General features: G+C 73.4%; 18 protein-coding genes. 10 read left to right on the forward strand and 8 right to left on the reverse strand.

Annotated elements, in window-relative coordinates; all coding sequences use genetic code 11:
• Positions 1 to 34 precede the first annotated feature (34 nt).
• Positions 35 to 595, forward strand: coding sequence for an NYN domain-containing protein (locus ACOWU6_RS06200; protein ID WP_421075104.1), 561 nt, complete (start codon positions 35 to 37; stop codon positions 593 to 595).
• 22 nt (positions 596 to 617) lie between these two features.
• On the forward strand, positions 618 to 1,661 hold the full coding sequence (locus tag ACOWU6_RS06205; RefSeq protein WP_421075105.1) for a glycoside hydrolase family 43 protein: 1,044 nt from the start codon (positions 618 to 620) through the stop codon (positions 1,659 to 1,661).
• On the opposite strand, the gene ACOWU6_RS06210 is transcribed toward ACOWU6_RS06205, so the two are convergent.
• Both ACOWU6_RS06210 and ACOWU6_RS06215 read right to left on the reverse strand, forming a co-directional pair.
• The gene (locus ACOWU6_RS06210) at positions 1,648 to 2,565 is read right to left on the reverse strand and encodes an EamA family transporter (protein ID WP_421075106.1); all 918 of its coding nucleotides are present in this window, start codon (positions 2,563 to 2,565) and stop codon (positions 1,648 to 1,650) included. The genes ACOWU6_RS06205 and ACOWU6_RS06210 overlap by 14 nt on opposite strands.
• A gap of 20 nt (positions 2,566 to 2,585) precedes the next feature.
• Positions 2,586 to 4,787: a beta-L-arabinofuranosidase domain-containing protein gene (locus ACOWU6_RS06215; protein WP_421075107.1), complete on the reverse strand. Its 2,202-nt coding sequence runs from the start codon at positions 4,785 to 4,787 to the stop codon at positions 2,586 to 2,588.
• Between the two features lie 140 nt (positions 4,788 to 4,927).
• On the opposite strand from ACOWU6_RS06215, the gene ACOWU6_RS06220 reads away from it, so the two are divergent.
• Positions 4,928 to 5,938: a DNA topoisomerase IB gene (locus ACOWU6_RS06220; RefSeq protein WP_421075108.1), complete on the forward strand. Its 1,011-nt coding sequence runs from the start codon at positions 4,928 to 4,930 to the stop codon at positions 5,936 to 5,938.
• On the opposite strand, the gene ACOWU6_RS06225 is transcribed toward ACOWU6_RS06220, so the two are convergent.
• Positions 5,925 to 6,242, reverse strand: coding sequence for a hypothetical protein (locus ACOWU6_RS06225; RefSeq protein ID WP_421075109.1), 318 nt, complete (start codon positions 6,240 to 6,242; stop codon positions 5,925 to 5,927). The genes ACOWU6_RS06220 and ACOWU6_RS06225 overlap by 14 nt on opposite strands.
• Positions 6,243 to 6,331: 89 nt before the next feature.
• Between ACOWU6_RS06225 and ACOWU6_RS06230 the strand changes: the two genes are divergently transcribed.
• From ACOWU6_RS06230 to ACOWU6_RS06245, 4 genes are all read left to right on the forward strand, one after another.
• On the forward strand, positions 6,332 to 6,922 hold the full coding sequence (locus ACOWU6_RS06230; RefSeq protein ID WP_421075110.1) for a TetR/AcrR family transcriptional regulator: 591 nt from the start codon (positions 6,332 to 6,334) through the stop codon (positions 6,920 to 6,922).
• Positions 6,923 to 7,044: 122 nt separating this feature from the next.
• Positions 7,045 to 7,386, forward strand: a complete 342-nt coding sequence (locus ACOWU6_RS06235) for a hypothetical protein (protein WP_271173026.1) — start codon at positions 7,045 to 7,047, stop codon at positions 7,384 to 7,386.
• Complete coding sequence (locus ACOWU6_RS06240) at positions 7,383 to 7,901, forward strand: DUF1697 domain-containing protein (protein ID WP_421075111.1); 519 nt, start codon at positions 7,383 to 7,385, stop codon at positions 7,899 to 7,901. The genes ACOWU6_RS06235 and ACOWU6_RS06240 overlap by 4 nt, the downstream gene beginning before the upstream one ends.
• Before the next feature lie 241 nt (positions 7,902 to 8,142).
• Positions 8,143 to 9,138: a PHP domain-containing protein gene (locus tag ACOWU6_RS06245; RefSeq protein ID WP_421075112.1), complete on the forward strand. Its 996-nt coding sequence runs from the start codon at positions 8,143 to 8,145 to the stop codon at positions 9,136 to 9,138.
• 7 nt (positions 9,139 to 9,145) lie between these two features.
• Here ACOWU6_RS06245 and ACOWU6_RS06250 read toward each other — a convergent pair whose 3' ends face one another.
• Genes ACOWU6_RS06250 through ACOWU6_RS06265 form a run of 4 tightly spaced genes read right to left on the reverse strand, consistent with a single transcriptional unit; the run spans position 9,146 to position 16,245 of the window.
• The gene (locus ACOWU6_RS06250; protein ID WP_421075228.1) at positions 9,146 to 10,072 is read right to left on the reverse strand and encodes a GlxA family transcriptional regulator; all 927 of its coding nucleotides are present in this window, start codon (positions 10,070 to 10,072) and stop codon (positions 9,146 to 9,148) included.
• A gap of 40 nt (positions 10,073 to 10,112) precedes the next feature.
• Complete coding sequence (cydC, locus tag ACOWU6_RS06255; protein WP_421075113.1) at positions 10,113 to 13,613, reverse strand: thiol reductant ABC exporter subunit CydC; 3,501 nt, start codon at positions 13,611 to 13,613, stop codon at positions 10,113 to 10,115.
• Positions 13,610 to 14,647 (reverse strand): cytochrome d ubiquinol oxidase subunit II, encoded by a 1,038-nt coding sequence (cydB, locus tag ACOWU6_RS06260; RefSeq protein WP_421075114.1) that lies wholly within the window; start codon positions 14,645 to 14,647, stop codon positions 13,610 to 13,612. The genes cydC and cydB overlap by 4 nt, the downstream gene beginning before the upstream one ends.
• 20 nt (positions 14,648 to 14,667) lie before the next feature.
• Positions 14,668 to 16,245: a cytochrome ubiquinol oxidase subunit I gene (locus ACOWU6_RS06265; RefSeq protein ID WP_282978865.1), complete on the reverse strand. Its 1,578-nt coding sequence runs from the start codon at positions 16,243 to 16,245 to the stop codon at positions 14,668 to 14,670.
• 164 nt (positions 16,246 to 16,409) lie between these two features.
• Here ACOWU6_RS06265 and ACOWU6_RS06270 point away from each other — a divergent pair, with 164 nt between their 5' ends.
• Positions 16,410 to 16,769, forward strand: coding sequence for a BlaI/MecI/CopY family transcriptional regulator (locus tag ACOWU6_RS06270; RefSeq protein ID WP_271173019.1), 360 nt, complete (start codon positions 16,410 to 16,412; stop codon positions 16,767 to 16,769).
• An 11-nt stretch (positions 16,770 to 16,780) separates the two neighbouring features.
• Positions 16,781 to 17,593: a M56 family metallopeptidase gene (locus ACOWU6_RS06275; protein ID WP_282978863.1), complete on the forward strand. Its 813-nt coding sequence runs from the start codon at positions 16,781 to 16,783 to the stop codon at positions 17,591 to 17,593.
• 5 nt (positions 17,594 to 17,598) lie between these two features.
• On the opposite strand, the gene ACOWU6_RS06280 is transcribed toward ACOWU6_RS06275, so the two are convergent.
• Positions 17,599 to 18,573 carry a LacI family DNA-binding transcriptional regulator gene (locus tag ACOWU6_RS06280; RefSeq protein WP_421075115.1) on the reverse strand — a complete coding sequence of 325 codons (975 nt, stop codon included), beginning with the start codon at positions 18,571 to 18,573 and terminating at the stop codon, positions 17,599 to 17,601.
• A 105-nt stretch (positions 18,574 to 18,678) separates the two neighbouring features.
• Here ACOWU6_RS06280 and ACOWU6_RS06285 point away from each other — a divergent pair, with 105 nt between their 5' ends.
• The gene (locus tag ACOWU6_RS06285; protein WP_421075116.1) at positions 18,679 to 20,898 is read left to right on the forward strand and encodes a beta-glucosidase; all 2,220 of its coding nucleotides are present in this window, start codon (positions 18,679 to 18,681) and stop codon (positions 20,896 to 20,898) included.
• Positions 20,899 to 21,239: the final 341 nt, after the last annotated feature.

The following is a 21,239-nucleotide window of genomic DNA, read 5'->3' on the forward strand; positions in this document are numbered from 1 at the left end:
CTCGACGGCGCCGGATGGGGAGGCGCGCATGCGCGTGAGCGGTGAAGACGTGACCTGGGTGCTCGTCGACGGCGAGAACATCGACGCGACGCTGGGGACGTCGATCATCGGGCGACGGCCGCAGCCGGATGAGCGGCCTCGGTGGGACCGGCTCGTCTCGTTCGCGGCGCGGCAGTGGAACCAGCGCGCACGCGGCGTGTTCTTCATCAACGCCTCGTCCGTCATCCCGCAGAGCTTCGTCCAGGCGCTCAAGGCGATGGACTACGAGGTCGTGCTCCTCGCAGGCGCCCCCGACGAGAAGGTCGTCGACATCGCGATCCAGCGCACCCTGCGGGCCCTGGCTGGCCGCGACGACGACGTGATGCTCGTGAGCCACGACGGGGACTTCCTCGACGACGTCGCTGCGCTCATCGGCGGCGACCGGCGCGTCGGGATCGTCGCGTTCAATGAGTTCCGCAACGCGGGGTATGCGACCCTGCCCGGCCTGCAGCGATTCGACCTCGAGTACGACGCCGCGGTGTTCGACGCGCAGCTCCCGCGCCTTCGCGTCATCCCGATCGACGAGTTCGACCCCGCGACCTTCCTCGGCGCGTAGGGCCGAGTCCGGGGTCGCGGCGGTGGCCGTCCCTTGGTATCGTGCACTTGTGCAACGTTGTAAATTCTCCTCGTACCTCTTCGTCCACTTCACGGGCGAAGACGACGACGCGGCCGAGCAGGTCCACTTCGCGGTGAGCGACGGCGCCTCCCTGAGCGACTGGGACCTGCTGGCGGACGGCGCGCCCGTGCTCACGTCGGAGCTCGGCACGCGGGGCGTGCGCGACCCGTTCCTGCTCCGCAAGGAGGACGGCGGGTTCGTGATCCTCGCGACCGACCTCAAGGTGCACGGGGCCGGCGGCTTCGGTGCGGGGCAGGAGAACGGCAGCACCGACATCCTCGTCTGGGAGTCGGATGACCTCGTGACCTGGACGGGCCCGCGTGCGGTCGCGGTGATGGGCCCCGAGGCCGGCAACGTGTGGGCCCCGGAGGCCGTCTGGAGCGCGGAGCACGGCGCCTACCTCGTCTACTGGGCCTCGAACCTCTACCCCGAGGGCGGCGAGCGCCGGGCCGCCGACAGCTACAACCGGATGATGATCGCGGAGACGGCCGACTTCGCGACCTTCTCGGAGCCGCGCGTGTGGATCGACGTGCGCCGGGGGGCCGGGTACGGGACGATCGACTCGACCCTCGCGCGCGACGGCGCCCACTGGTACCGCTTCACGAAGGACGAGGAGCCCGGCACCATGCACGTGTTCGCCGAGCGCGGCGACGACGTGCTGCGCCCGACCGAGGGGCGCATCGGCTCGGCGTGGGAGCTGCTCGCCGAGGGGATCGGCAGCGACGTCATCTCGCACGGCGAGGGGCCGATCATCGTCCGCTCGCTCGACGAGCGCTCGTGGCTGCTCTTCATCGACTGGCCGCCCTACGGCGGCGGCACGGGCTATCGCGTCTTCGAGAGCGCAGACCTCGCGGATGGCACGTGGACGCCGAGCGCGCATGCGGTTCCGCCGCGCTTCCGGCACGGCTCGGTCGTGCCGATCACGGCGGAGGAGCGGGAGCGCCTGCTCGCGGCCTGGCCATCGCGTCGCGTCACGACGGCGGAGGCCGCGGTCAGTCGCGGATGACCGGGATCGCCCCGGTGAGGGCGGATCCGGGTGCGTCCTCGCTCGCCCGTCGCGCCGCGAGGGCGGTGCCGACGCTCGCGGCGACGACGAGCGCGATCGCGGCGATCCGCAGCGGGCTCATCGCCTGAGCGAGGAGCAGCCATCCGGCCGCCGTCGCGATGACGGGCTCGAGGCTCAGGAGCACTCCGAACACGCGTTGTGGAAGCCGCCGCAGCGCCATGAGCTCGAGCGCGTACGGGATGACCGAGGCGAGGAGCGCCGTCCCGACGGCGAGCACGAGGAGGTGCGGCTCCGCGACCACCTCGACCGCCGCCGGCACGCCGAAGGGCAGCAGCGCGGTCGAGGCGATGACGAGCGCGACCGCGAGCCCGCCCATCCCCGGGACGAGCTGGCCGACGCGCGCGCTCGTGCGGATGTAGAGGGCCCAGAACGCGGCGGCCACGAGCGCGAACACCACGCCTGCTCCATCCAGCGGGACGCCGATGGCGCTGTCGACGCCCAGGAGCGCCATGCCGACGAGGGCGACGCCGACCCACGCGAAATCGAGGGCGCGTCGCGTGAGCACGGCCGCGAGCACGAGCGGACCGAGGAACTCGATCGCGACCGCGGTGCCCAGCGGGATCCGCTCGAGGGAGGCGTAGAAGGAGCCGTTCATGGCCGCGAGGGAGAGGCCGTACGCGGCCACCCATCCCCACTGCTCGCGGGTCCAGGTGCGCACGCGCGGGCGCACCGCCGCGCACAGGATGAGCGCCGCGATCGAGAGGCGCAGCGCCGTCACGCCCCACGTCCCCAGCTCGGGGAAGAGCTGCACGGCGAGCGCCGCGCCGAACTGCAGCGACGTGCACGAGCCGATGACGAGGGCGACCGAGGCGGCCATCCCCCGAGGGCGGATCCGGGTGAGCATGCCTCCAGTCTCGCCGGTGCTCAGCGCAGGAGGCGCGCCGAGACCACGCCCGGCGCGGGAGCACCGTCGACGGGAGAGAGGGTGATCCGCGTGCCGGGCGACGGCGGCGCCATGACGACCTCGAGCGATGTCGCGCCGGGCGCGAGGCGCTCCTCGGCGGCGAGCTGCTCGCCGACGCGCACCGCGATCGCCGTCGCCTCGGCGGATGGCCGCAGCTCGAGGCGCAGGCGGCGCGACTGCCACGCGGGGTCCCGCAGCTCGATCGAGAGGCCGGTTCCGAGCTCGCGCCAGTGCGCGTCGCCCTCGACGCCGACGGTCGAGCCGTCTCCCGAGAAGGCGTGGTCGGACTCGGGCTGCTGCTCGCCGAACGCCACGGCGTCGACGGTCGCCGCGTCGATCGCGAGCCGGCCGTCCTGGGCGAGGAGCTCGTCCCTGCGGCCGGGGCCGTCGGCGACCGGCCAGTAGACGGTGTACCGGCTGTCGTGGATGCCCGCGAACGGCTCGAGGTCGACGGCGCCCGCCGGGTCGTCCGTCTCGAGCCGGAAGCGCAGCGGGCCGACCTGGGCGACCGCGTCGGCGCCCTCCGCGACGAGCGGCAGGTCGGCGAACGGGAGCAGCGGGCCCGACGCGATGTGGCCCATCCGGCTGTCGTCGGCGACGAGCCCGTCGAGCCCGTCCTCCCCCGCGCGCGCGGCGAGGACGACGGGCCCCGCGAGGTAGGCCTGCCACGGCGATCCGTCGGGCAGGCGCTCCGCGCGCAGCGCGAGGGGCACGCGGAAGACGATCTCGTCGCCGTCCGCCCAGGTCCGCGTGATCCGCACGGCGCCGTCCTCCGCAGTCGCCTCCGCGTCGTCGCCGTTCACGCGGAGGTCGCGGAGTCCGTCGCTCCAGCCTGGAACGCGCAGGCGCAGCGCGAACGCGCGCGCGCCATCCGCCTCCACCGCGATCCGCACCTGCTCGTCGGCGGGGAAGTCCGTCGTCATGCGCAGCCGGACGCCGAATTCGGATGCGTCGAGGTCGGCGGGGGCGAAGAGGTTGACGGCGAGCGCGTCGCCGTCCTGTCCGAAGATCCACTCGCCGTACCGGGCCTGCATCTCCATGCCCGTGCCGACGCAGCACCAGAAGCACTGGTCGGGCTGCGAGTAGACGCGGTAGTGGCGGGGCCGCATCGGCGTGAAGTAGACGAACCCGCCGCGCTCGGGATGCTGCGCCGAGAGCACGTGGTTGAAGAGCGCGCGCTCGGCGAAGTCGAGGTGGGCGGGATCGAGCTCGGCCTCGGCGAGGGCGCGCGTGAGCTTCAGCATGTTGTAGGTGTTGCAGGTCTCCGGCCCCTCGCGGTCCTCGATCATCGGCGCGAAGTCGTCCGGCGCGTGGAAGTGCTCGCGGACGCTGTTGCCGCCGATCGCGACCGTGCGCCGCTCGACGACGGTGCGCCAGAACGCGGCGGCCGCCGCGCGCTCGCCGGCGACCGCGTAGCCCACGGCCTTCGGGATCTGCGTGTTCGCGTGGCGCCCGGTCAGATCGTCTCGCCCCTCGCGGAGGGGGTCGAGGATGGCGCGGTGCGCGAAGCGACGGGCCATCGCCGCGAGGTCGTCGCGTCCGGTGAGCGCCGCGAGCTCCGCGAAGGCCTCGTTCATGCCGCCGAACTCGGTGTCGAGCATGGCCTCGAAGGCCGCGTCGTCGATGCCGTCGGCGATGTCGAGCCACCAGTCCGCGAGACGGACGGCGATGTCGAGCGCGCGCTCGTCGCCGCCGACGACGTGTGCGTCGATGAGCCCCTGGAACGTCTTGTGGAGGTTGTACCAGGGCACCCAGTGCCCGCTCGATGCGAGCGCCCGGGCCGCCGCCACGCCGCCGTCGCGGAGCCCCGCGAAGAGCTGCTCGCCGCCGGGCACGCCGCCGACCCACCCCGTGCCGCGCGCCTCCTGCGCACGCGCGAGCTCGCCCACGGCGTAGCGGAGTCGGCGAAGGGCCTCGGGATGGCCCGTCGCCGCGTGCAGGTGGGCGAGCGCCGAGATCCAGTGCCCCGCGGTGTGCCCGTCGAGCCCCGCGTCCTCCCAGTTGCCGTACGAGCGGTCACGCGGCTCGAGGCCCGCCTCGCGCAGGAAGGGCGCGAGCAGCCGGTCGGCGTCGAGCGAGAGCACGTAGTCGAGGTCGACGCGCAGGGCGTCGGCGAACGAGCCGGCGGTCACGCGCACCGCGCGGGCAGGGAAGAACTTCATCGTGGCTCCCGGGAGGGCAGAAAGGGCGTCGAGTGTCGAGCGTAGGGCTACGACGTTGGAAAGCCCAACATCCGCGACCCTCTCCGGAGGCCCTGTCAAGGCCTGACGGGCGGCGGATGCCGTCAGGCAGACTCGACCGCATGCCCCGGCTCCGACGCACCTCTCCCCAGGAGCCGGGCTGGACGCGGCGCCGCTCCGGCCGCGGGTTCGCCTACCTCGATGCCGAGGGCGAGCGGCTGCCCGCGGAGGAGGTCGCCCGCATCCGCGCGCTGGCCATCCCGCCCGCATGGCGCGACGTCTGGATCACGCCCTACCCCAACGGGCACCTGCAGGCCGTGGGCACCGACGATGCGGGGCGCCGGCAGTACCTGTACCACCCGCAGTGGCGTGCGCGCCGCGATGCGCAGAAGTTCGACCGCGTGCTCGACTTCGGCGTCGCGCTGGGCCGTGCGCGGCCGGCCATCCTCGGCGAGCTCGGGCTCGACGGCATGCCGCTCGAGCGCGCGTGCGCGACTGCCGTGCGGCTGCTCGACCTCGGCTGCTTCCGCATCGGCGACGACGTGTACGCCGACCGGCACGGCAGCTTCGGGCTCACGACCCTCGAGCGCGCGCATGTGCGGCGGAGCGGCGACGCGCTCGTCTTCCGCTTCATGGGCAAGTCGGGCGTCGCGCACCGCATCGAGATCGCGGATGCCCCCGTCGTCGCGGCGATCGAGAGCATGCGGCGGCGGCGCGACGGCGAGCCCGCGCTCCTGGCGTACCGGGAGGCGGGCGGATGGCGGCGCCTCACGCCCGCGATCGTCAACGACTACGTGCGCGCGTCGACGGGGGCCGACGCGACCGCGAAGGACTTCCGCACGTGGCATGCGACGGTGCTCGCGACCGCGCGCCTCGCCGAGCGCGGGCTCGACCTCGAGGAGGGCGCGAGCGCGACGAAGCGCCGCCGCGCGGTGACCGCGACCATGCGCGATGTCGCCGAGTTCCTCGGCAACACCCCGACGATGGCGCGCACCTCGTACGTCGATCCGCGCGTCGTCTCGGCGTTCGACGAGGGGCGCACGATCGCGGCCGCCGTGCGTCGGCGCCATGCCGACGCCGACGCACGGCAGGTCGCGCTCGAGCGCGCGACGCTCCGGCTCATCCGCGGCTGACGACCTCGGGAGACGTCTCGGGAGCGGCGGGGGCGGCCGGGGCGACGGGTGTGGCCAGCGCGACCTGGGCGGCCTCGGCGGCGCGGCGCGCGCTGAGTGCCATCCAGGCGCGCATCAGCTGCGGGACGATGAGATACACCGCGAGCGGCACGACGACGACCGTGAGTGCGAGCGAGCGGAGGACGGGCGGCCAGGTCCCGCTGAACGGCGCGATGGCGTAGAGGCCGATCGTCACGAGCGGGAAGATCGCGAGCCACGTGATGACGGCGCGGACGTGGACGGAGGGCGGGGTGGGCGCGGGCATGGCATCTCACTTTCCAACTGACTGGTTGGGAACAGTGAACCACGTTCCGGCCCGGAAGGCAACTGTTCGGTTGGGAATAGGATGGGCGGATGGCCTACACCCCGGAGGAGACGCGGCGACGCCTGCTCGAGGCGGCCGTCGACGAGTTCAGCGCGCACGGTCTCGCCGGGGCGCGCGTGGACCGGATCGCACGCGCCGCCGGGGTGAACAAGGAGCGCATCTACGCGCACTTCGGCGACAAGGAGGCGCTCTTCGGTGCGGCGCTCGAGAGCGAGCTGCTCGCGGTCATCCACGCCGTCCCCATCGAGGGCGAGGGCGCCGAGGCGGTGCTGCGGTACGTCGAGGCCGTCTTCGACTACCACGCCGCGCATCCTCAGCTCTCGCGCCTGCTCGCGTGGGAGGGCCTCGAGCGCGAGACCCCGGTCGCGTTCGAGGCGCGCTCCGAGGCGCACCGGCGCAAGGTCTCTCAGCTGCGCAGGACCCTTCCCGCCCTCGACGACGCGGCCGCCGCCGAGCTGCTCCTCACGATCGTGACCCTCGCCGACGGCTGGCAGGTGTTCCGCTCGGTGGACCGGCTGTACGTGGGCGATGCCGCCGACCGCCCCGAGCGCGTCGCGGCGCGACGCGTCTTCGTCGTCCGCACGGTGCGCGCGCTTCTGGAGTCGCTCGTCAGCTCATAGGGTCGTGGCTCGTGCACAGGCCACGCCTCGCGGTGTGGCGACGCCGACGACCTCCACAGGTGCGGCTCTCGGTCGCCGTTCGTGACAATGTCGTCGGGTCGGTTCAGACTGGAGGAGTGCAGATGAGCGAGCCGCAGGTGTGGGTCTTCATGGCTCTCTTCGCGACGTTCGCGTTCGCGACGCTCGGGATCATCTCGACGAACTTCACCCGCATCCTGCGCGCCGAGATCGGCGGACTGCGTGGTGAGCTGCGCGGCGAGATCGACGGTCTGCGCGGCGAGATGAACGCCCGATTCGACGCGTCGAACGCGCGCCTCGACGCGACCAACGCTCGACTGAACGCCGAGTTCGCCGGTCTGCGGGCGGAGATGAACGCGCGGTTCGATGCCGTCCACACGAAGATCGACCATCTCGACTCCGACGTCACGGCCCTCACCCGCCGGGTGATGGGCGAGGCCGGATGACCGACTTCGTCGCCCTGCTCCGCGGTGTCAACGTGGGCGGGATCACCGTGCGCTCGGCCGACCTGCGCGCGCTGTTCGCCGAACTGGGCTTCGCCGATGCGCGCACGTTCCTCGCGAGCGGCAACGTGCGCTTCACCGCCGACGAGAACCGCGCGACCCTCAAGCGGCGGATCGAGCGGGCGCTCGGGGAGAGGTTCGGCTACGAGGCGTGGATCGTGCTGGCCACCTGCGACGAGCTGCGAGCCGCCCTCGCCGCCTTCCCGTTCGATGCGTCAGACCCCGATCGCCAGCCGTACATCGTCTTCTGCGCCGACGCCGAGGCGCGCGACGCCGTGCTCGCGCTCGCGGCCAATGCACCGGACGACCCGGTGGCGGAGGGCCCCGGCGTCGTCTACTGGAACCCGCCGAAGGGCGCGAGCGTGTCGACGGCGTTCGCGAAGGAGCTCGCCAAGCCGCGCTGGAAGGCCGTGACGACGACGCGGAACATCCGGACGGTCGAGAAGATCGTCGCTTGAGACGCCGCCCGCGAGCCGGGCCCGGAAACAGCCGAACGGGCCCGCTGTGCGTCAGGCCCGTTCGGAAGGTATGGCGGACGAGGTGGCGGTGCGAGCGTCAGCCCCGTCGAATACCCTCACAGCGTCTCCCGGATGGCGCGCGGGCGACAGCGGCGTGATGGACAGCGTCCGCAAGGATCTCGCCATCCCTGCTCGTCGTGCGGCCGTGCCGTCGTCGAGCCCGCGCGGCAGACTGGCAGCCATGGACCCGCTCGACGCGCTCACCGAGATCGCCTACCTGCTCGAGCGCGAGCGGTCGTCGCGCTACAAGTCGAAGGCGTTCCGCACCGCGGCCGATGTCGTGGCGGGTCTCTCGCCCGAGGAGCTGCGCGATGCGGCGCGGCTGCGGCGTCGGCAGGGGATCGGCGAGTCGACCTTCCGCGTCATCCAGGAGGCGCTCGCGGGCGAGGTGCCGGCATACCTCGCCGATCTGCGCGAGCGCACAGGGGGCGCCGGCCGCAGCGCCCTCCGCGGCCTCCTGCGCGGCGACCTCCACAGCCACTCCGACTGGTCGGATGGCCTCACCCCGATCGACCTCATGGTCGCGGCAGCCCGGCGGCTGGGCCACGAGTACCTCGCGCTCACCGACCACTCGCCCCGCCTCACGGTGGCGAACGGGCTCTCGGCCGAGCGGCTCGAGCGGCAGCTCGAGGTCGTCGCGACGCTCTCGGACGAGGGGTTCACGCTCCTGAGCGGCATCGAGGTCGACATCCTCGACGACGGCGCGCTCGATCAGGACGACGCCCTGCTCGCTCGCCTCGACGTCGTCGTGGCGAGCGTGCACTCGAGACTGCGGATGGACGCCGCGAGCATGACCCGCCGCATGCTCGGCGCCATCCGCAACCCCCGCACGCGCGTGCTCGGCCACTGCACGGGGCGGCTCGTCGAGGGCGCGCGCGGCACGAGGCCGCCCGCCGCGTTCGACGCGCACGCGGTCTTCGCGGCATGCGCCGAGCACGACGTCGCGGTCGAGATCAATGCGCGCCCCGAGCGCCAGGATCCGCCGGACGAGCTCATCGCCCTCGCGCTCGAGCAGGGATGCCTGTTCTCGATCGACAGCGACGCGCACGCCCCCGGGCAGCTCTCGCTGCTCGACTACGGAGCAGAACGGGCCGAGCGCGCGGGCGTCCCGCCCGAGCGCATCGTCACGACGTGGCCCCTCGAGCGGCTGCGGGCGTGGCTCGAGCGCACCGCGTGAGCGCGGGCTACTCGCCCTGCGTGAACGTCCGCCGGTAGTCGGTCGGGGTCGTCCCGAGGATCCGCTGGAAGTGCAGGCGCAGGTTCGCTCCCGTGCCGAGCCCGACATCCGCCGCGATCTGCTCGACGCTCCGCTCGGATCTCTCCAGCAGCTCGCGCGCGAGGTCGATCCGCGCGCGCATGACCCACTGCATCGGCGTGTAGCCGGTGTCCTCGACGAACCGGCGCGAGAAGGTCCGCGGCGAGACCGCGGCGTGCCGCGCGAGCACCTCGAGGGTGAGCGGGTCGCCGAGGCGATGCAGCGCCCACTCGCGGGTCGCCGCGAACCGCTCGCCGATGGGCTCGGGCACGCTGCGCGGCACGTACTGCGCCTGGCCTCCGCTGCGATACGGCGCGGCGACGAGCCGCCGTGCGGCATGATTCGACGCGGCGACGCCCAGGTCGGAGCGGAGGATGTGCAGGCACAGGTCGATCCCCGACGCCGCGCCCGCCGAGGTGAGGACGCTGCCCTCGTCGACGAACAGCACGTTCTCGTCGACGCGGACGCGCGGGTGCCGGCGCGCGAGCGCGCGCGTGTAGTGCCAGTGGGTGGTGGCGCGGCGTCCGTCGAGGAGGCCAGTCGCCGCGAGCGCGAACGCCCCCGTGCTGATCGCGGCCAGGCGCGCTCCGCGCGCGTGGGCCGCGATGAGCGCCTCGACGACCGCCGCGGGCGGGTCGTCCTGGTCGGGGGCGCGGTAGCCCGGGATGAAGACGATGTCGGCCCACTCGAGCGCCTCGAGACCGTGGGCGACATGGTAGGAGAGGCCGTCGCCGCCCGTGACGAGACCGGGTGCGGGGCCGCAGACCCGCACCTCGTACGGCATGCTCGCGCGGGTCGTGAAGACCTGCGCGGGGATGCCGACGTCGAGCGGCTTCGCGCCCTCGAGCACGATCACCGCGACGCGGCGCAGCTCGGACCGCGGGGGAGACACGGCACTACTCTCGCACGGACCCCAGCTGCACGACCGCGTCATCGGGACGACGGTCGTCGGCCCGGTGCGACACGAGCACAACGACGCGATCCGCGGTCGCACCGCGGACATCCGCCATCATCGCGGCGGCCGTCGGGGCGTCGAGGTGCGCGGTCGGCTCGTCGAGCAGGATGACGTCGGCGCGCGCGAGGAGCGCGCGGGCGACCGCGAGGCGCTGGCGCTCGCCGCCGGACAGGGCGGAGCCGCCCGCTCCCACCCGCGTCGCGAGCCCGCCGGGCAGCGCGTCGAGGAGAGCGCCGAGACCGGCCAGCGCGAGGGCGTCGTGCAGCGCTTCGTCGTCGGGTGCGTCGTCGTGCGCGCGGGCGAGCAGGAGGTTGCCGCGCAGCGTCGAGTCGAAGACGTAGGCGTCCTGCGGGCACCAGGCCACACGCGAGCGCCAGGCGCGCTCGTCGAGCGACGGGAGCGGCGCCTCGTCGGCGCGGATCTCGCCGTGCGCGACGGGGAGGGCGCCCATGATCGCCGAGAGGAGGGTCGACTTGCCCGATCCCGACGGGCCTTCGAGGACGAGCCAGCGTCCGCGTGCGGCCCGGCCCGAGACATCCGTCACGGCGGGGCGCGACGTGCCGGGGTACCGGACGGCGACGTCGTCGAGCGCGACCGAGGCGACGGGCTCCGCGAGGGCGCCGTCACCCCACGGCGCGGACGGGGCGGGCCGTAGCACGGGCGCGAGACGGCGCACGATCTCGCGCAGGGCGGGCAGTCGGTGAGCGGCCGTGACGAGGCCCGAGAGCGGCTCGAGCACGGCGAGCGCGAGGAGCGCGATCACCGACACCTGCTCGGCCGGCGAAGCGGGGGAGAGGAGCGCGACCGTGCACGCGAGGATCGACGTCGCCGACGTGACGACCGCGCCGCCGAGCCCCGCGGCCCAGGCGGCGCGGCGCTCGGCCTGGGCGAGGCGCGCCGCGGCGGCGTCGAGCTCCGCGAGAGCCGCCTCGGAGGCGCCGTTCCCGCGGAGATCGGCGGACGCCGAGGCGAGGGCCGACGTGCCGCGGACGATCTCGGAGCGGGCGGCGACGCGTGCGCGGCCCGCCCCCCGCTCGGACGCGATCGCGAGCGCGGCGGCGACGGCGGCGGCCGCCGCGAGCACGACGAGGACGAGCAGGGCGAGGTGCGGCACGACGAACCAGGTCGTGACGGAGGCGCCCAGGATGACGAGGACGCCGACTGCGAGCGGCGCGACGACGCGGGGGAGCTGGTCGCGCAGGTCGTCGGAGAGCGTCACGAGGTAGTCGACGGGCGCCCCGCCCTCGAGGAGACGGCGGGAGCCCGCGCCGCGCGCCGCGATCGCGCGCCACAGTCGCAGACGCAGGTCGTCGACCGTCCGGAACGCCGCGCTGTGCGTCATGAGGCGCTCGGCGTAGCGGCCCACGGAGCGCCCGATGCCGAACGCCCGCACGCCGACGATCGCGACGAGGAGGTACATGATGTACTCCTCGACGCTCGCCCGGACGATGAGCCATCCCGAGACGGCCGTGAGCGCGAGACCCAGTCCCGTCGCGATGACGCCGAGCCCGACGGCGCCTGCCCACGCCGCGAGGTGCGGCCGGACGAGGGAGGCGAGCGTGACGCCATCCGCCGGGCCATCCGCCGGGCCATCCGCCGGGCCGGCCGGGGCGGCCGGGGCCGCCTCATGCATGTCTCGGTTGTTGCGGGTGACGGCGCCGGTTTCTGTCGTCGAGTGAGACATGCTGACCGGGGCGGTCGCGGGGGCGTGCGGGGCGGCGGCTCCGCCGACCGGAACCGTCATCGTCGCGAGGGCGAGCGTCTCGGGCTCGTGGCTCGCGAGCACGACCGTCGCGTGCGCCGCGCGACGCAGGATGGCCGCGCGCACGCGCTCCGCCGCGGCGCGGTCGAGGTGCGCGGTCGGCTCGTCGAGCACGAGCAGACGCGCACCGGCGTCGACCCGGGCGAGGGCGCGCGCGACCGCGAGACGACGCAGCTCGCCGGGGCTGAGCTCGGGGATCGCGGCCTCGGCGACGTGCGCGAGACCGAGCTCGGCGAGAGCGGCTTCCGGGCCGGGCGCGCCGTGCAGCGCGAGCTCCGCCCGGGGCGTGGCCGCGAACGCGCGCGCGGCCTGCGGGGCCCAGCCGACGCCATCCGCCCCGGTGATCGTCCCGGTGACCTCGGCGTCCGCGGGGAGCGTCCCCGTCAGCGCGGCGAGCAGCGTGGACTTGCCCGAGCCGCTCGGCCCCGCGACCGAGACGATGCCCGACAGCTCGGCGTTCAGCCCCTCGACCACGGGCCGATCGCGCCCCGCGTACCGCACGGCGACGTTCTCGAGCCGCACCGGGGGCAGGGGATTCCGTCGAGAGCCGGACGATTCGGGCATCCGCGTCCTGATCTCGGCGGATTCTCCTGCGGTGGGCGAGGGGGAAGGGGCGGATGTCGCGGCGGGCTCCGCGCGCCCCCGCGAGCGGATGTCGCGCGCGAGCGGGCGCGCGAGGAGCGTCTTCGCGCGCTCGAGCGCGGCGAGGCCGTCCTGCGAGGCGTGGAACGCGGTGCCGACCTCGCGCAGCGCCGCGTAGCACTCGGGCGCGAGGATGAGGGCGAGCAGCGCCGGCTCGAGCTCCATCGTGCCGTCGAGAAGCCGCAGCCCCAGGAACACGGCGACGATCGCGACCGAGATCGTCGCGATGAGCTCGAGCGCGAGCGCCGACAGGAACGCCCAGCGCAGCGTCTCCTGCGTGCGCGCACGGTAGGCGCCCTGGATGCCGTCGAGGGCGCGGGTCTGCTCCTCGACCCGGCCCAGCCCGACGAGCACGGGAAGGCCGCGCGCCAGCTCGGCCAGGTGATCGGCGAGACGGGTGAGGGCCGACAGCGCCGCGTCGGTGCGCTGCTGCGTGTGCCGGCCGATGAGGATCATGAACAGGGGCACGAGGGGCACCGTGAGGACGACGACCGCGGCGCTCAGCCAGTCGGCGCCGAGGATCCGCAGGCCCACGACGAGGGGCACGACCGCGGCCGCGATGAGCGCGGGCAGCGACTGCACGTAGTAGTCGTCGAGGTCGTCGAGCCCGTCCGCCGCGAGGACGGCGGTCCCGCCGCCGTCGACGTCGCCCGCGGCGATGCGGCGCCAGAGGCGCGCGCGCAGGTCGCGCTTGACGTCCGACGCGATGCGGCGCGCCGCGACCGAGGTCGCCCACTCCGCGCCGACCCTCAGCAGCGCGCCCGCGAGGCCCGCGACGAGCACGGCGCGGATGTCCGCGGCATCGAGGCCGCCCGCCGCGAGGCCGCCGATCCCGCGGGCGACCGCGTCGGCGATGAGCACGAGGCCCACCGCCCGCAGCGCCGCGAGCACACCGAGCGCGACGAGCCGCGCGCGCGGCACGGGGCCGAGGTCGGGCCGCCGGAACCCGGGGGCCGCTGCCGCGCGCTCGGCCTCGATGGTCCACGGATCGATGCCGGGCTCGCGGATGGCCCGCGCGCGGGCCGCAGGGGCGGTCACCGCGCGCGCAGGGCCGCGGGGAGCACGACGTGCGCGTCGGGGATCATGCCCGGCGTGACGCGCTTGCGGAAGATCCAGTAGCTCCACGCCTGGTAGAGGATCACGACCGGAAGGCCCACGCACGCGACGACCGTCATGACCCCCAGTGTGTACTCGCCGCTCGCCGCGTTCCAGACCGTGAGGTCGAAGGCGGGGTCGATCGTCGACGGGAGGACGCGTGGGAACATGCCCGCGAAGATCGCGCCCGCGCCGAAGAGGCCGAAGCCGGCGTAGCCGAGGAACGCCCGCCCCTCGCGGCGGCGGCGCGCGTTCGCCCATCCGAGCACCGCGGCGACCACGGCGAGGCCGACGAGCGTCCACGAGAGGGGCGTCCCGCCGTGGGCGAGCTGCACCCACAGGGCCCAGACGGCCGCGGGCACGAGGCAGAGCGGCGCCCAGCGCGCGGCGAAGCGCCCCGCGCGCTCGCGCACCGGACCATCCGCCTTGAGCCCGAGGAAGGTCGCCGCGTGGGCGAGGGCGAAGCCGACGACCGCGAGACCGCCCACGATCGCGGGCAGGGTCAGCCAGACGAACGGCCCGCCGACGCGATCGCCGTTCGCGTTCAGGGGCAGCCCGGTCGACGTGAGCGCGAGCGCTGCGCCGACGCAGAACGCGACGACGATCGAGCCGACGCCGATGCCGTAGGTCCAGATGCGAGCCCAGCGCGCCGTCGCGACCTTGCCCCGGTACTCGATCCCGACCGCGCGGACGATGAGGCCGAGCAGCATGATCGTGAGCGGGAGGTAGAGCGCCGAGAAGAGCGACGCGTACCAGTGCGGGAAGGCCGCGAAGATCGCCGCGCCGGCCGTGATCAGCCACACCTCGTTGCCATCCCACACGGGGCCGATCGTGTTGAGCATGACGCGGCGATCGCGGTCGTCGCGCGTGCCGAGGATCATGTGCATCCCGACGCCGAGGTCGAATCCCTCGAGCAGGAGGTAGCCGGTCCACAGGATGGCGATCGCGATGAACCAGAAGACGGGGAGCGTGTCCATGGGCGTTCCTCTGCAGTCGGTCAGTAGGCGAAGGCGAGCACGTCGTCTCGCTGCGCGTCGTCGTCGGGATGGTCGTCGTCGCGCGGGTGGGACAGCTCGGGCATCGCGCTCGCGACGCCTCCGCGCACGTACGTGGTGAGGAGGAAGAGCTCGACGACGAGGAGCACGGCGTACACCGAGGCGAGCGCGATCACGGAGAAGAGGAGCTCGCCCGCGGTGACGCCGGGCGAGACCGCCGCCGCCGTGAACATGAACACCCCGTCGACGCCGGTCGCGTCGGGGTTCGGCGCGACGACGAACGGCTGGCGGCCCATCTCGGTGAAGATCCAGCCCGCGATGTTCGCCGCGAACGGCGCGAGGATGCCGAGCAGGGCGAGCCGCATGATCCACGGCGAGCGCGGGACCGTGCCCTTGCGGGTCAGCCACAGCGCGACGACCGCGGCCGCCGCGACGATCCCGCCGAGCCCGATCATGAGACGGAAGCCCCAGTAGGTCACCCACATGACGGGCACGTACTCGACCTCGCTGCCCGCGCGGTCGCCGTAGAGCGCGTCGTCGGGGATCGTCTCGCCGTACTGGTCGACGTACTGCGGCTCGAGGTCGCTGATGCCGGGCATCTCGGCGCCCCACTCGCCGGTGCCGAGGAAGCCGAGCACGCCGGGCACCTCGATGAGCGTGATGACGTCGGAGCAGTCGCGGGAGCCCGGGTCGCCGAGGGAGAGCACCGAGAAGGCCGAGCCGGTGTGGCAGGCCGCCTCGGCGGCGGCCATCTTCATCGGCTGCTGCTCGTACATGAGCTTGCCCTGGATGTCGCCGGTCAGCACCGTGCCGCCGAACCCGAGGATCGCGACGACCGCGCCGATCCGCAGCGACCACAGCCACACGCCGTGGTCCTTCTCGTCGCGACCGGGGACATCCGCTCGCCCGACGACCACGCGGCCGTCGGCGTCGACCGTGTCGATGCCGTCGTGGCGGCGGCGCCAGAGGTGGTACCACGAGAGGCCGAGGAGGAACATCCCCGAGACCACGAGCGCGCCGAAGATCGTGTGGGTGAAGGCCGCGATCGCGGTGTTGTTCGTCAGGACCGCCCAGATGTCGGTCATGACGGGGCGGCCGTCGGCGCCGAGCTCGACGCCGACGGGGTGCTGCATCCAGGAGTTCGCGACGATGATGAAGTACGCCGAGGCCCACGAGCCGATCACCGCGCACCACAGCGCGGCGAGGTGGAGTCCCTTGCGCAGCCGCCCCCATCCGAAGATCCAGATCCCGAGGAACGTCGATTCGGCGAAGAAGGCCAGCAGGCCCTCGAGCGCGAGCGGGGCGCCGAACACGTCGCCGACGAAGCGCGAGTACTCGCTCCAGGCCATCCCGAACTGGAACTCCTGCACGAGGCCGGTCGCGACGCCGACGATGAAGTTGATGAGGTAGAGCTTCCCCCAGAACTTCGTCATGCGCAGGAAGCGCTCGTCGCCCGTGCGGACCCACGCGGTCTGCAGCACGGCGACCGTCATGCCGAGCCCGAGCGTGAGCGGGACCATGAGGAAGTGGTAGACGGTCGTGATGCCGAACTGCCAGCGGGCGATGTCGAGGACGTCCACGCGCGTTCTCCTTCGGGAGGTGTGGGCCGGACGCCGCGTCCGGCCGGAACCAATTCTACGCCGTGTAGAACTAGTTCGACAGAGCATAGAAGAAATTCGACCGGGGGTAGAATTGGCGCAGGCGGTCGGATGGCGCGGCCGCGACACGAGGCGAGGAGGTGCGCATGGGAACGCTCGGCGAACTCGAACGCGCCGTCATGGACGCGGTGTGGGACGCGCAGATGCCCATGACCGCGTATGACGTCAAGGAGCAGCTCGAGCAGGATCAGGGGCGCGCGCTCGCCGCGACGACCCTGCTGACCGTGCTGTCCCGTCTCGAGAAGAAGGGCTTCGTGGCCTCCGACCGATCGGTGCGCCCGCACCGCTACACGGCCGTCGCCTCGCGCGCCGACCACGTCGCGGAGCTCATGCACGAGGTGCTCGGCGAGTCGGCCGACCGGATGGCCGTGCTCGAGCGCTTCGTGGGCGGGGTCTCCGACGAGGACGCGGCGGTGCTGCGCAAGCTCCTGCGCGGCGGGGTCTGATAGAGCCGCCTGTGACGCGCATCGGAGCCGTCGTCGGATCCGGGCTCGACGGCGCCCTCGTCATCCCCCACGAGACGATCGTGTGGGGAGCGGTCGTCCTCGGCCTCTTCGCCCTCGCCCTCGCGTGGCCCGTTCCGGTCGCGTTCTCCCGAGCGGCGTGGCCCATGCGGGCTCCCGTCGTCGCGCTGCTCCTGTGGCAGGCGATCGGCCTCGCGGGTGGACTCTCGATGATCGCGGCTCTCGCGCTCGCCGGATATGCGGTCGCCCCCGGCCATCCGCTTCTCGCGCTCGTGCCCGCCGCCGCGTTCACGGTGTACCTGCTCGCCCACCTCGGCGTGACGATCGCGCAGGTGGTCCGGCAGAGGCGGCGCCACCATGCCCTCCTCGACATGCTGACGTCGCCGCACCCCACCCGTGCGCGCACGCGCGTGCTCGACGACGCCGTCCCCGTCGCCTACTGCCTGCCGCGCGGCGTCGGCTCGGTCACCGTCCTGTCGCAGGGGCTCCTCGACCGGCTCGACCCGGACGAGCTCGTCGCCGTCATCGCGCACGAGCGCGCGCACGTCGAGCAGCGCCACGACCTGCTGCTGCTCGCGTTCCGAGCATGGCGTGCCGCGCTGCCGTGGTTCCCGATCGCGGCCCTCGCCGAAGCCGAGGTCGCGGCGCTCGTCGAGATGCTCGCCGACGACCACGCGCGCCGCGAGGTGCGCGACGAGGTCCTGGCTCGGGCCATCCTGCACGTGGGCGCGACGGGTGTCTCGGGTGCCGAGGTCGTGTCGGGCTCCACGCGCGTGAGCGACCGCTTCCGGAGACTCGCGGCGTAGCGGGCCTACGCCGACTCGCGCACGATGACCCGCGGCGCCGTGCGGGGAAGCACGGGCTGCTCGCCCGCGAGGATCGCATCGATCGTCGCGAGGTCGACGTCGGCGTCCGCCACGTCGCCCTGGGCGACGGTCGTCAGCTGCGGGAACGTGCGCCGCGCGACGGGGAGGTCGTCGATGCCCATGACCGCGAGCTCATCGGGAAGCGCGATGCCGGCGCGGCGAGCGGCGCCCAGCACGCCAACCGCGACCTCGTCGTTGTAGGCGGCGACGGCCGTGACGCCTTCGTCGCGCAGGCGCCGCAGCTCACGGGCGAGCGGCTCCTGGTCGAGCAGAGGGATGGCCGTGAGCACGACCCCGTGCCGTGCGGCAGCCGTGCGGGCGCCGGCCAGCCGCAGCTCCGACAGGCCTGCGAGCTCGGGCTCGGGCGGCGCGACGTAGGCCACGGAGCGGTGCCCGCGGCCGGCGAGGTGCGCGACCTGCACCTCCGCGATGTCGCGGATCCCTGCGCTTGACGGTGTCGCGAAGACCCGCGCGACGCCGGCCTCGCGGATGCGTCGGATGATGTCGTCGGAGAGCTCCCCGAGCGCGAGCACGGTGGTCGGGTGCAGGCGCTGCGCGAGCGTCACGAGAACCTCGCCGCCGGCGTCGGCGCCCGTGTACTGGTTCACCACCGGCACGTATCCGCGCTCGACGAGCGCCCTCGAGAGCGTGCGGGTCGCCGTCGCGACGAGCTCGCCCGGCGGGATGGTGCTCGTGTCGATCACGACGATCCCTGTGCTCCCGGATGCCAGCGCGCGAGCGTGCACGCTCGGCACGTACCCGAGGTCGGCGGCGGCCTGCAGCACGCGGCGGCGCGTCGGCTCGGGGATCGTCTGGCCCGGGGTGTCGTTGAGGACGTAGCTCACGGTGGCGCGCGAGACGCCGCTCGCGCGCGCCACATCGGCGGCGGTGACGCGGCCGGCTCGTCGGGAGGTGGTCATGGGCGTCCTTGCTTTCCGAGGAGGATCCCGATACATTCAACCCTACACTGAAGCGCGTAAGTGATCTCGGAGCCGAGGTCGCCGCGGACGAGAAAGGCCTCCCTGATGCACGCAGCCGTCTCCCGACTCTCCCTCGACGAGAAGATCTCCCTGCTCACGGGAGACTCGTTCTGGACCACGCGCGGTGTCGAGCACGCGGGCGTGGAGGGGGCGGTCCTGACCGACGGCCCGCACGGCGTCCGCCTGCAGACGGGGAGCGCCGACCACCTCGGCATCAACGACAGCCACCCCGCGACCTCGTTCCCCACGGCCGCGGCGACCGGCTCGACGTGGGACCCCGAGCTGCTCGAGGAGATGGGCGAGGCGCTCGGACGGGAGAGCCGGGCGCTCGGCGTCGACGTGCTGCTCGGCCCCGGTGTCAACATCAAGCGCTCACCGCTGTGCGGGCGCAACTTCGAGTACTTCTCCGAGGATCCGCTGCTCGCCGGTGCGCTCGGCGCAGGATGGGTCCGCGGGCTCCAGGCGCAGGGTGTCGGGGCCTCGCTCAAGCACTTCGCGGCGAACAACCAGGAGACCGAGCGCATGCGCGTGAGCGCCGAGGTCGACGAGCGCACACTGCGCGAGATCTACCTTCCGGCTTTCGAGCGGGTCGTGAAGGAGGCCCAGCCAGCCACCGTCATGTGCGCGTACAACCGCATCAACGGCACCTACGCGTCGGAGCACCGGTGGCTGCTGACCGACGTCCTCCGCGACGAGTGGGGCTACGACGGGTACGTCGTGTCGGACTGGGGCGCCGTGAGCAACCCGCCCGCGGCCCTCGCGGCGGGTCTCGACCTCACGATGCCGGCGGCCGGCCCCCGCCACGCCGCGGACATCCGTGCGGCGCTCGACCGCGGCGACCTCGACGAGGCGGCCATCGACCTCGCGGTGTCGCGCATCCTGACCGTGCACGACCGCCTCCGTGCGGCGCGGGGCGAGACTCCCGCGGTCGATCACGACGCGCACCACGCTCTCGCCCGCCGAATCGCGGCTGAGAGCACCGTCCTCCTCGCGAACGAGGACGGCATCCTGCCGCTGTCGGCCGATGAGGGATCGATCGCCGTGATCGGCGAGTTCGCCCGGTCGCCGCGCTACCAGGGCGCTGGGAGCTCGCACATCCAGCCCACGCGCCTCGACGCCGCGCTCGATGCCATCCGCGAGGTCGCGGGCGACGTGTCCTTCGCCGCGGGCTTCCGGCTGGACGGCGAGGCGGATGCCGCGCTCCTCGACGAGGCGGTCGCGGCGGCCCGCGCCGCCCGCACGGTCGTGCTGTTCCTGGGTCTCCCCGCTGAGGACGAGTCCGAGGGGTTCGACCGCACGCACATCGACCTGCCGCGCGTGCAGCGCGACCTCCTCGACGCCGTCCTCGCCGTCAACGAGCGCGTCGTCGTGGTGCTCTCGAACGGCTCCGTCGTCTCGCTCGACGGCATCGTCGGCCGGGCGCCGGCCATCCTCGAGATGTGGCTCGGCGGCCAGGCCTCCGGCTCAGCCGCCGCCGACGTGCTCTTCGGAGTCGCCGAGCCCGCGGGGCGCCTCGCCGAGACCATCCCGCTGCGCCTGGCCGACAACCCCGCGCACGTGAACTTCCCCGGCAGCCCGAAGAAGGTCGTGTACGGCGAGCGGGTCTACGTCGGGTACCGCTGGTACGACCGCACCGAGCGCGAGGTGGCCTTCCCGTTCGGATTCGGGCTCGGCTACACGACGTTCGAGCTCACGGATGTCGCGGTGTCGGTTCCCGAGGCGTGCCGCGCGCACGCCGTGGTCGAGGTGACGGTCTCGAACACGGGTGCGCGCGACGGCGCCGAGGTCGTGCAGGTCTATGTCGGCGACCCCGAGGCGTCGGTCGACCGGCCGGTGCGCGAGCTGCGCGCCTTCCGGAAGGTGCGCCTCGCGGCGGGGGAGTCGACGCGCGTGCGGCTCGAGCTCGACGAGCGTGCATTCGCCTTCTGGGGTGAGACGGGCTGGACCGTCGAGCCCGGCGCGTTCACGGTCGAGGTCGGCACGTCGTCGCGCGACATCGTCGCGACGACCGAGATCGAGCTCGACGTGCCGCCGGTCGTGCCCGAGCTCGACCTCGAGTCGACGATCGGCGACTGGCAGCGTCATCCGGTCGGTCGCGGCGTGCTCGAGGGCGCGCTCGCGGCGCAGGGCGGCGCGTCGGCGGCGATCTTCGCCGACCCCGAGATCAGCCGGATGATGGAGTCGATGCCGCTGCGCACGATGCTCGGCTTCGGCGGCGAGGTCGACGGGACGGCCGCGACCGAGGCGCTGCTCGCCCAGGTCTGAGTCGCTGCTCGCCCAGCTCTGAGCGGCACCACCTCCGGTCCAGGTCGCAGTTCGCGTCCCGATCGGGCGGTTTGCGGACGCGAAGTGCGACCCCGGCGGATGGGCCTTCGTCCGGGTCGCAGTTTGCGTCCTCAAACGGCCGGTTTTCGGACGGCAACTGCGACCTGGACGGATGGCGGAGGTCCGGGGGGACGGATGGCGGATGGGTCTTCGTCGGGGTCGCAGTTGGCGTCCTTAAACGGCCGGTTTTCGGGCGGCAACTGCGACTTGGACGGATGGCGGAGGTCCGGGGGGACGGATGGCGGATGGGTCTTCGTCGGGGTCGCAGTTGGCGTCCTTAA

Source organism: Microbacterium sp. SA156 (assembly GCF_049065455.1).
In the GTDB taxonomy this organism is placed as follows: Bacteria; Actinomycetota; Actinomycetes; order Actinomycetales; family Microbacteriaceae; genus Microbacterium; species Microbacterium barkeri.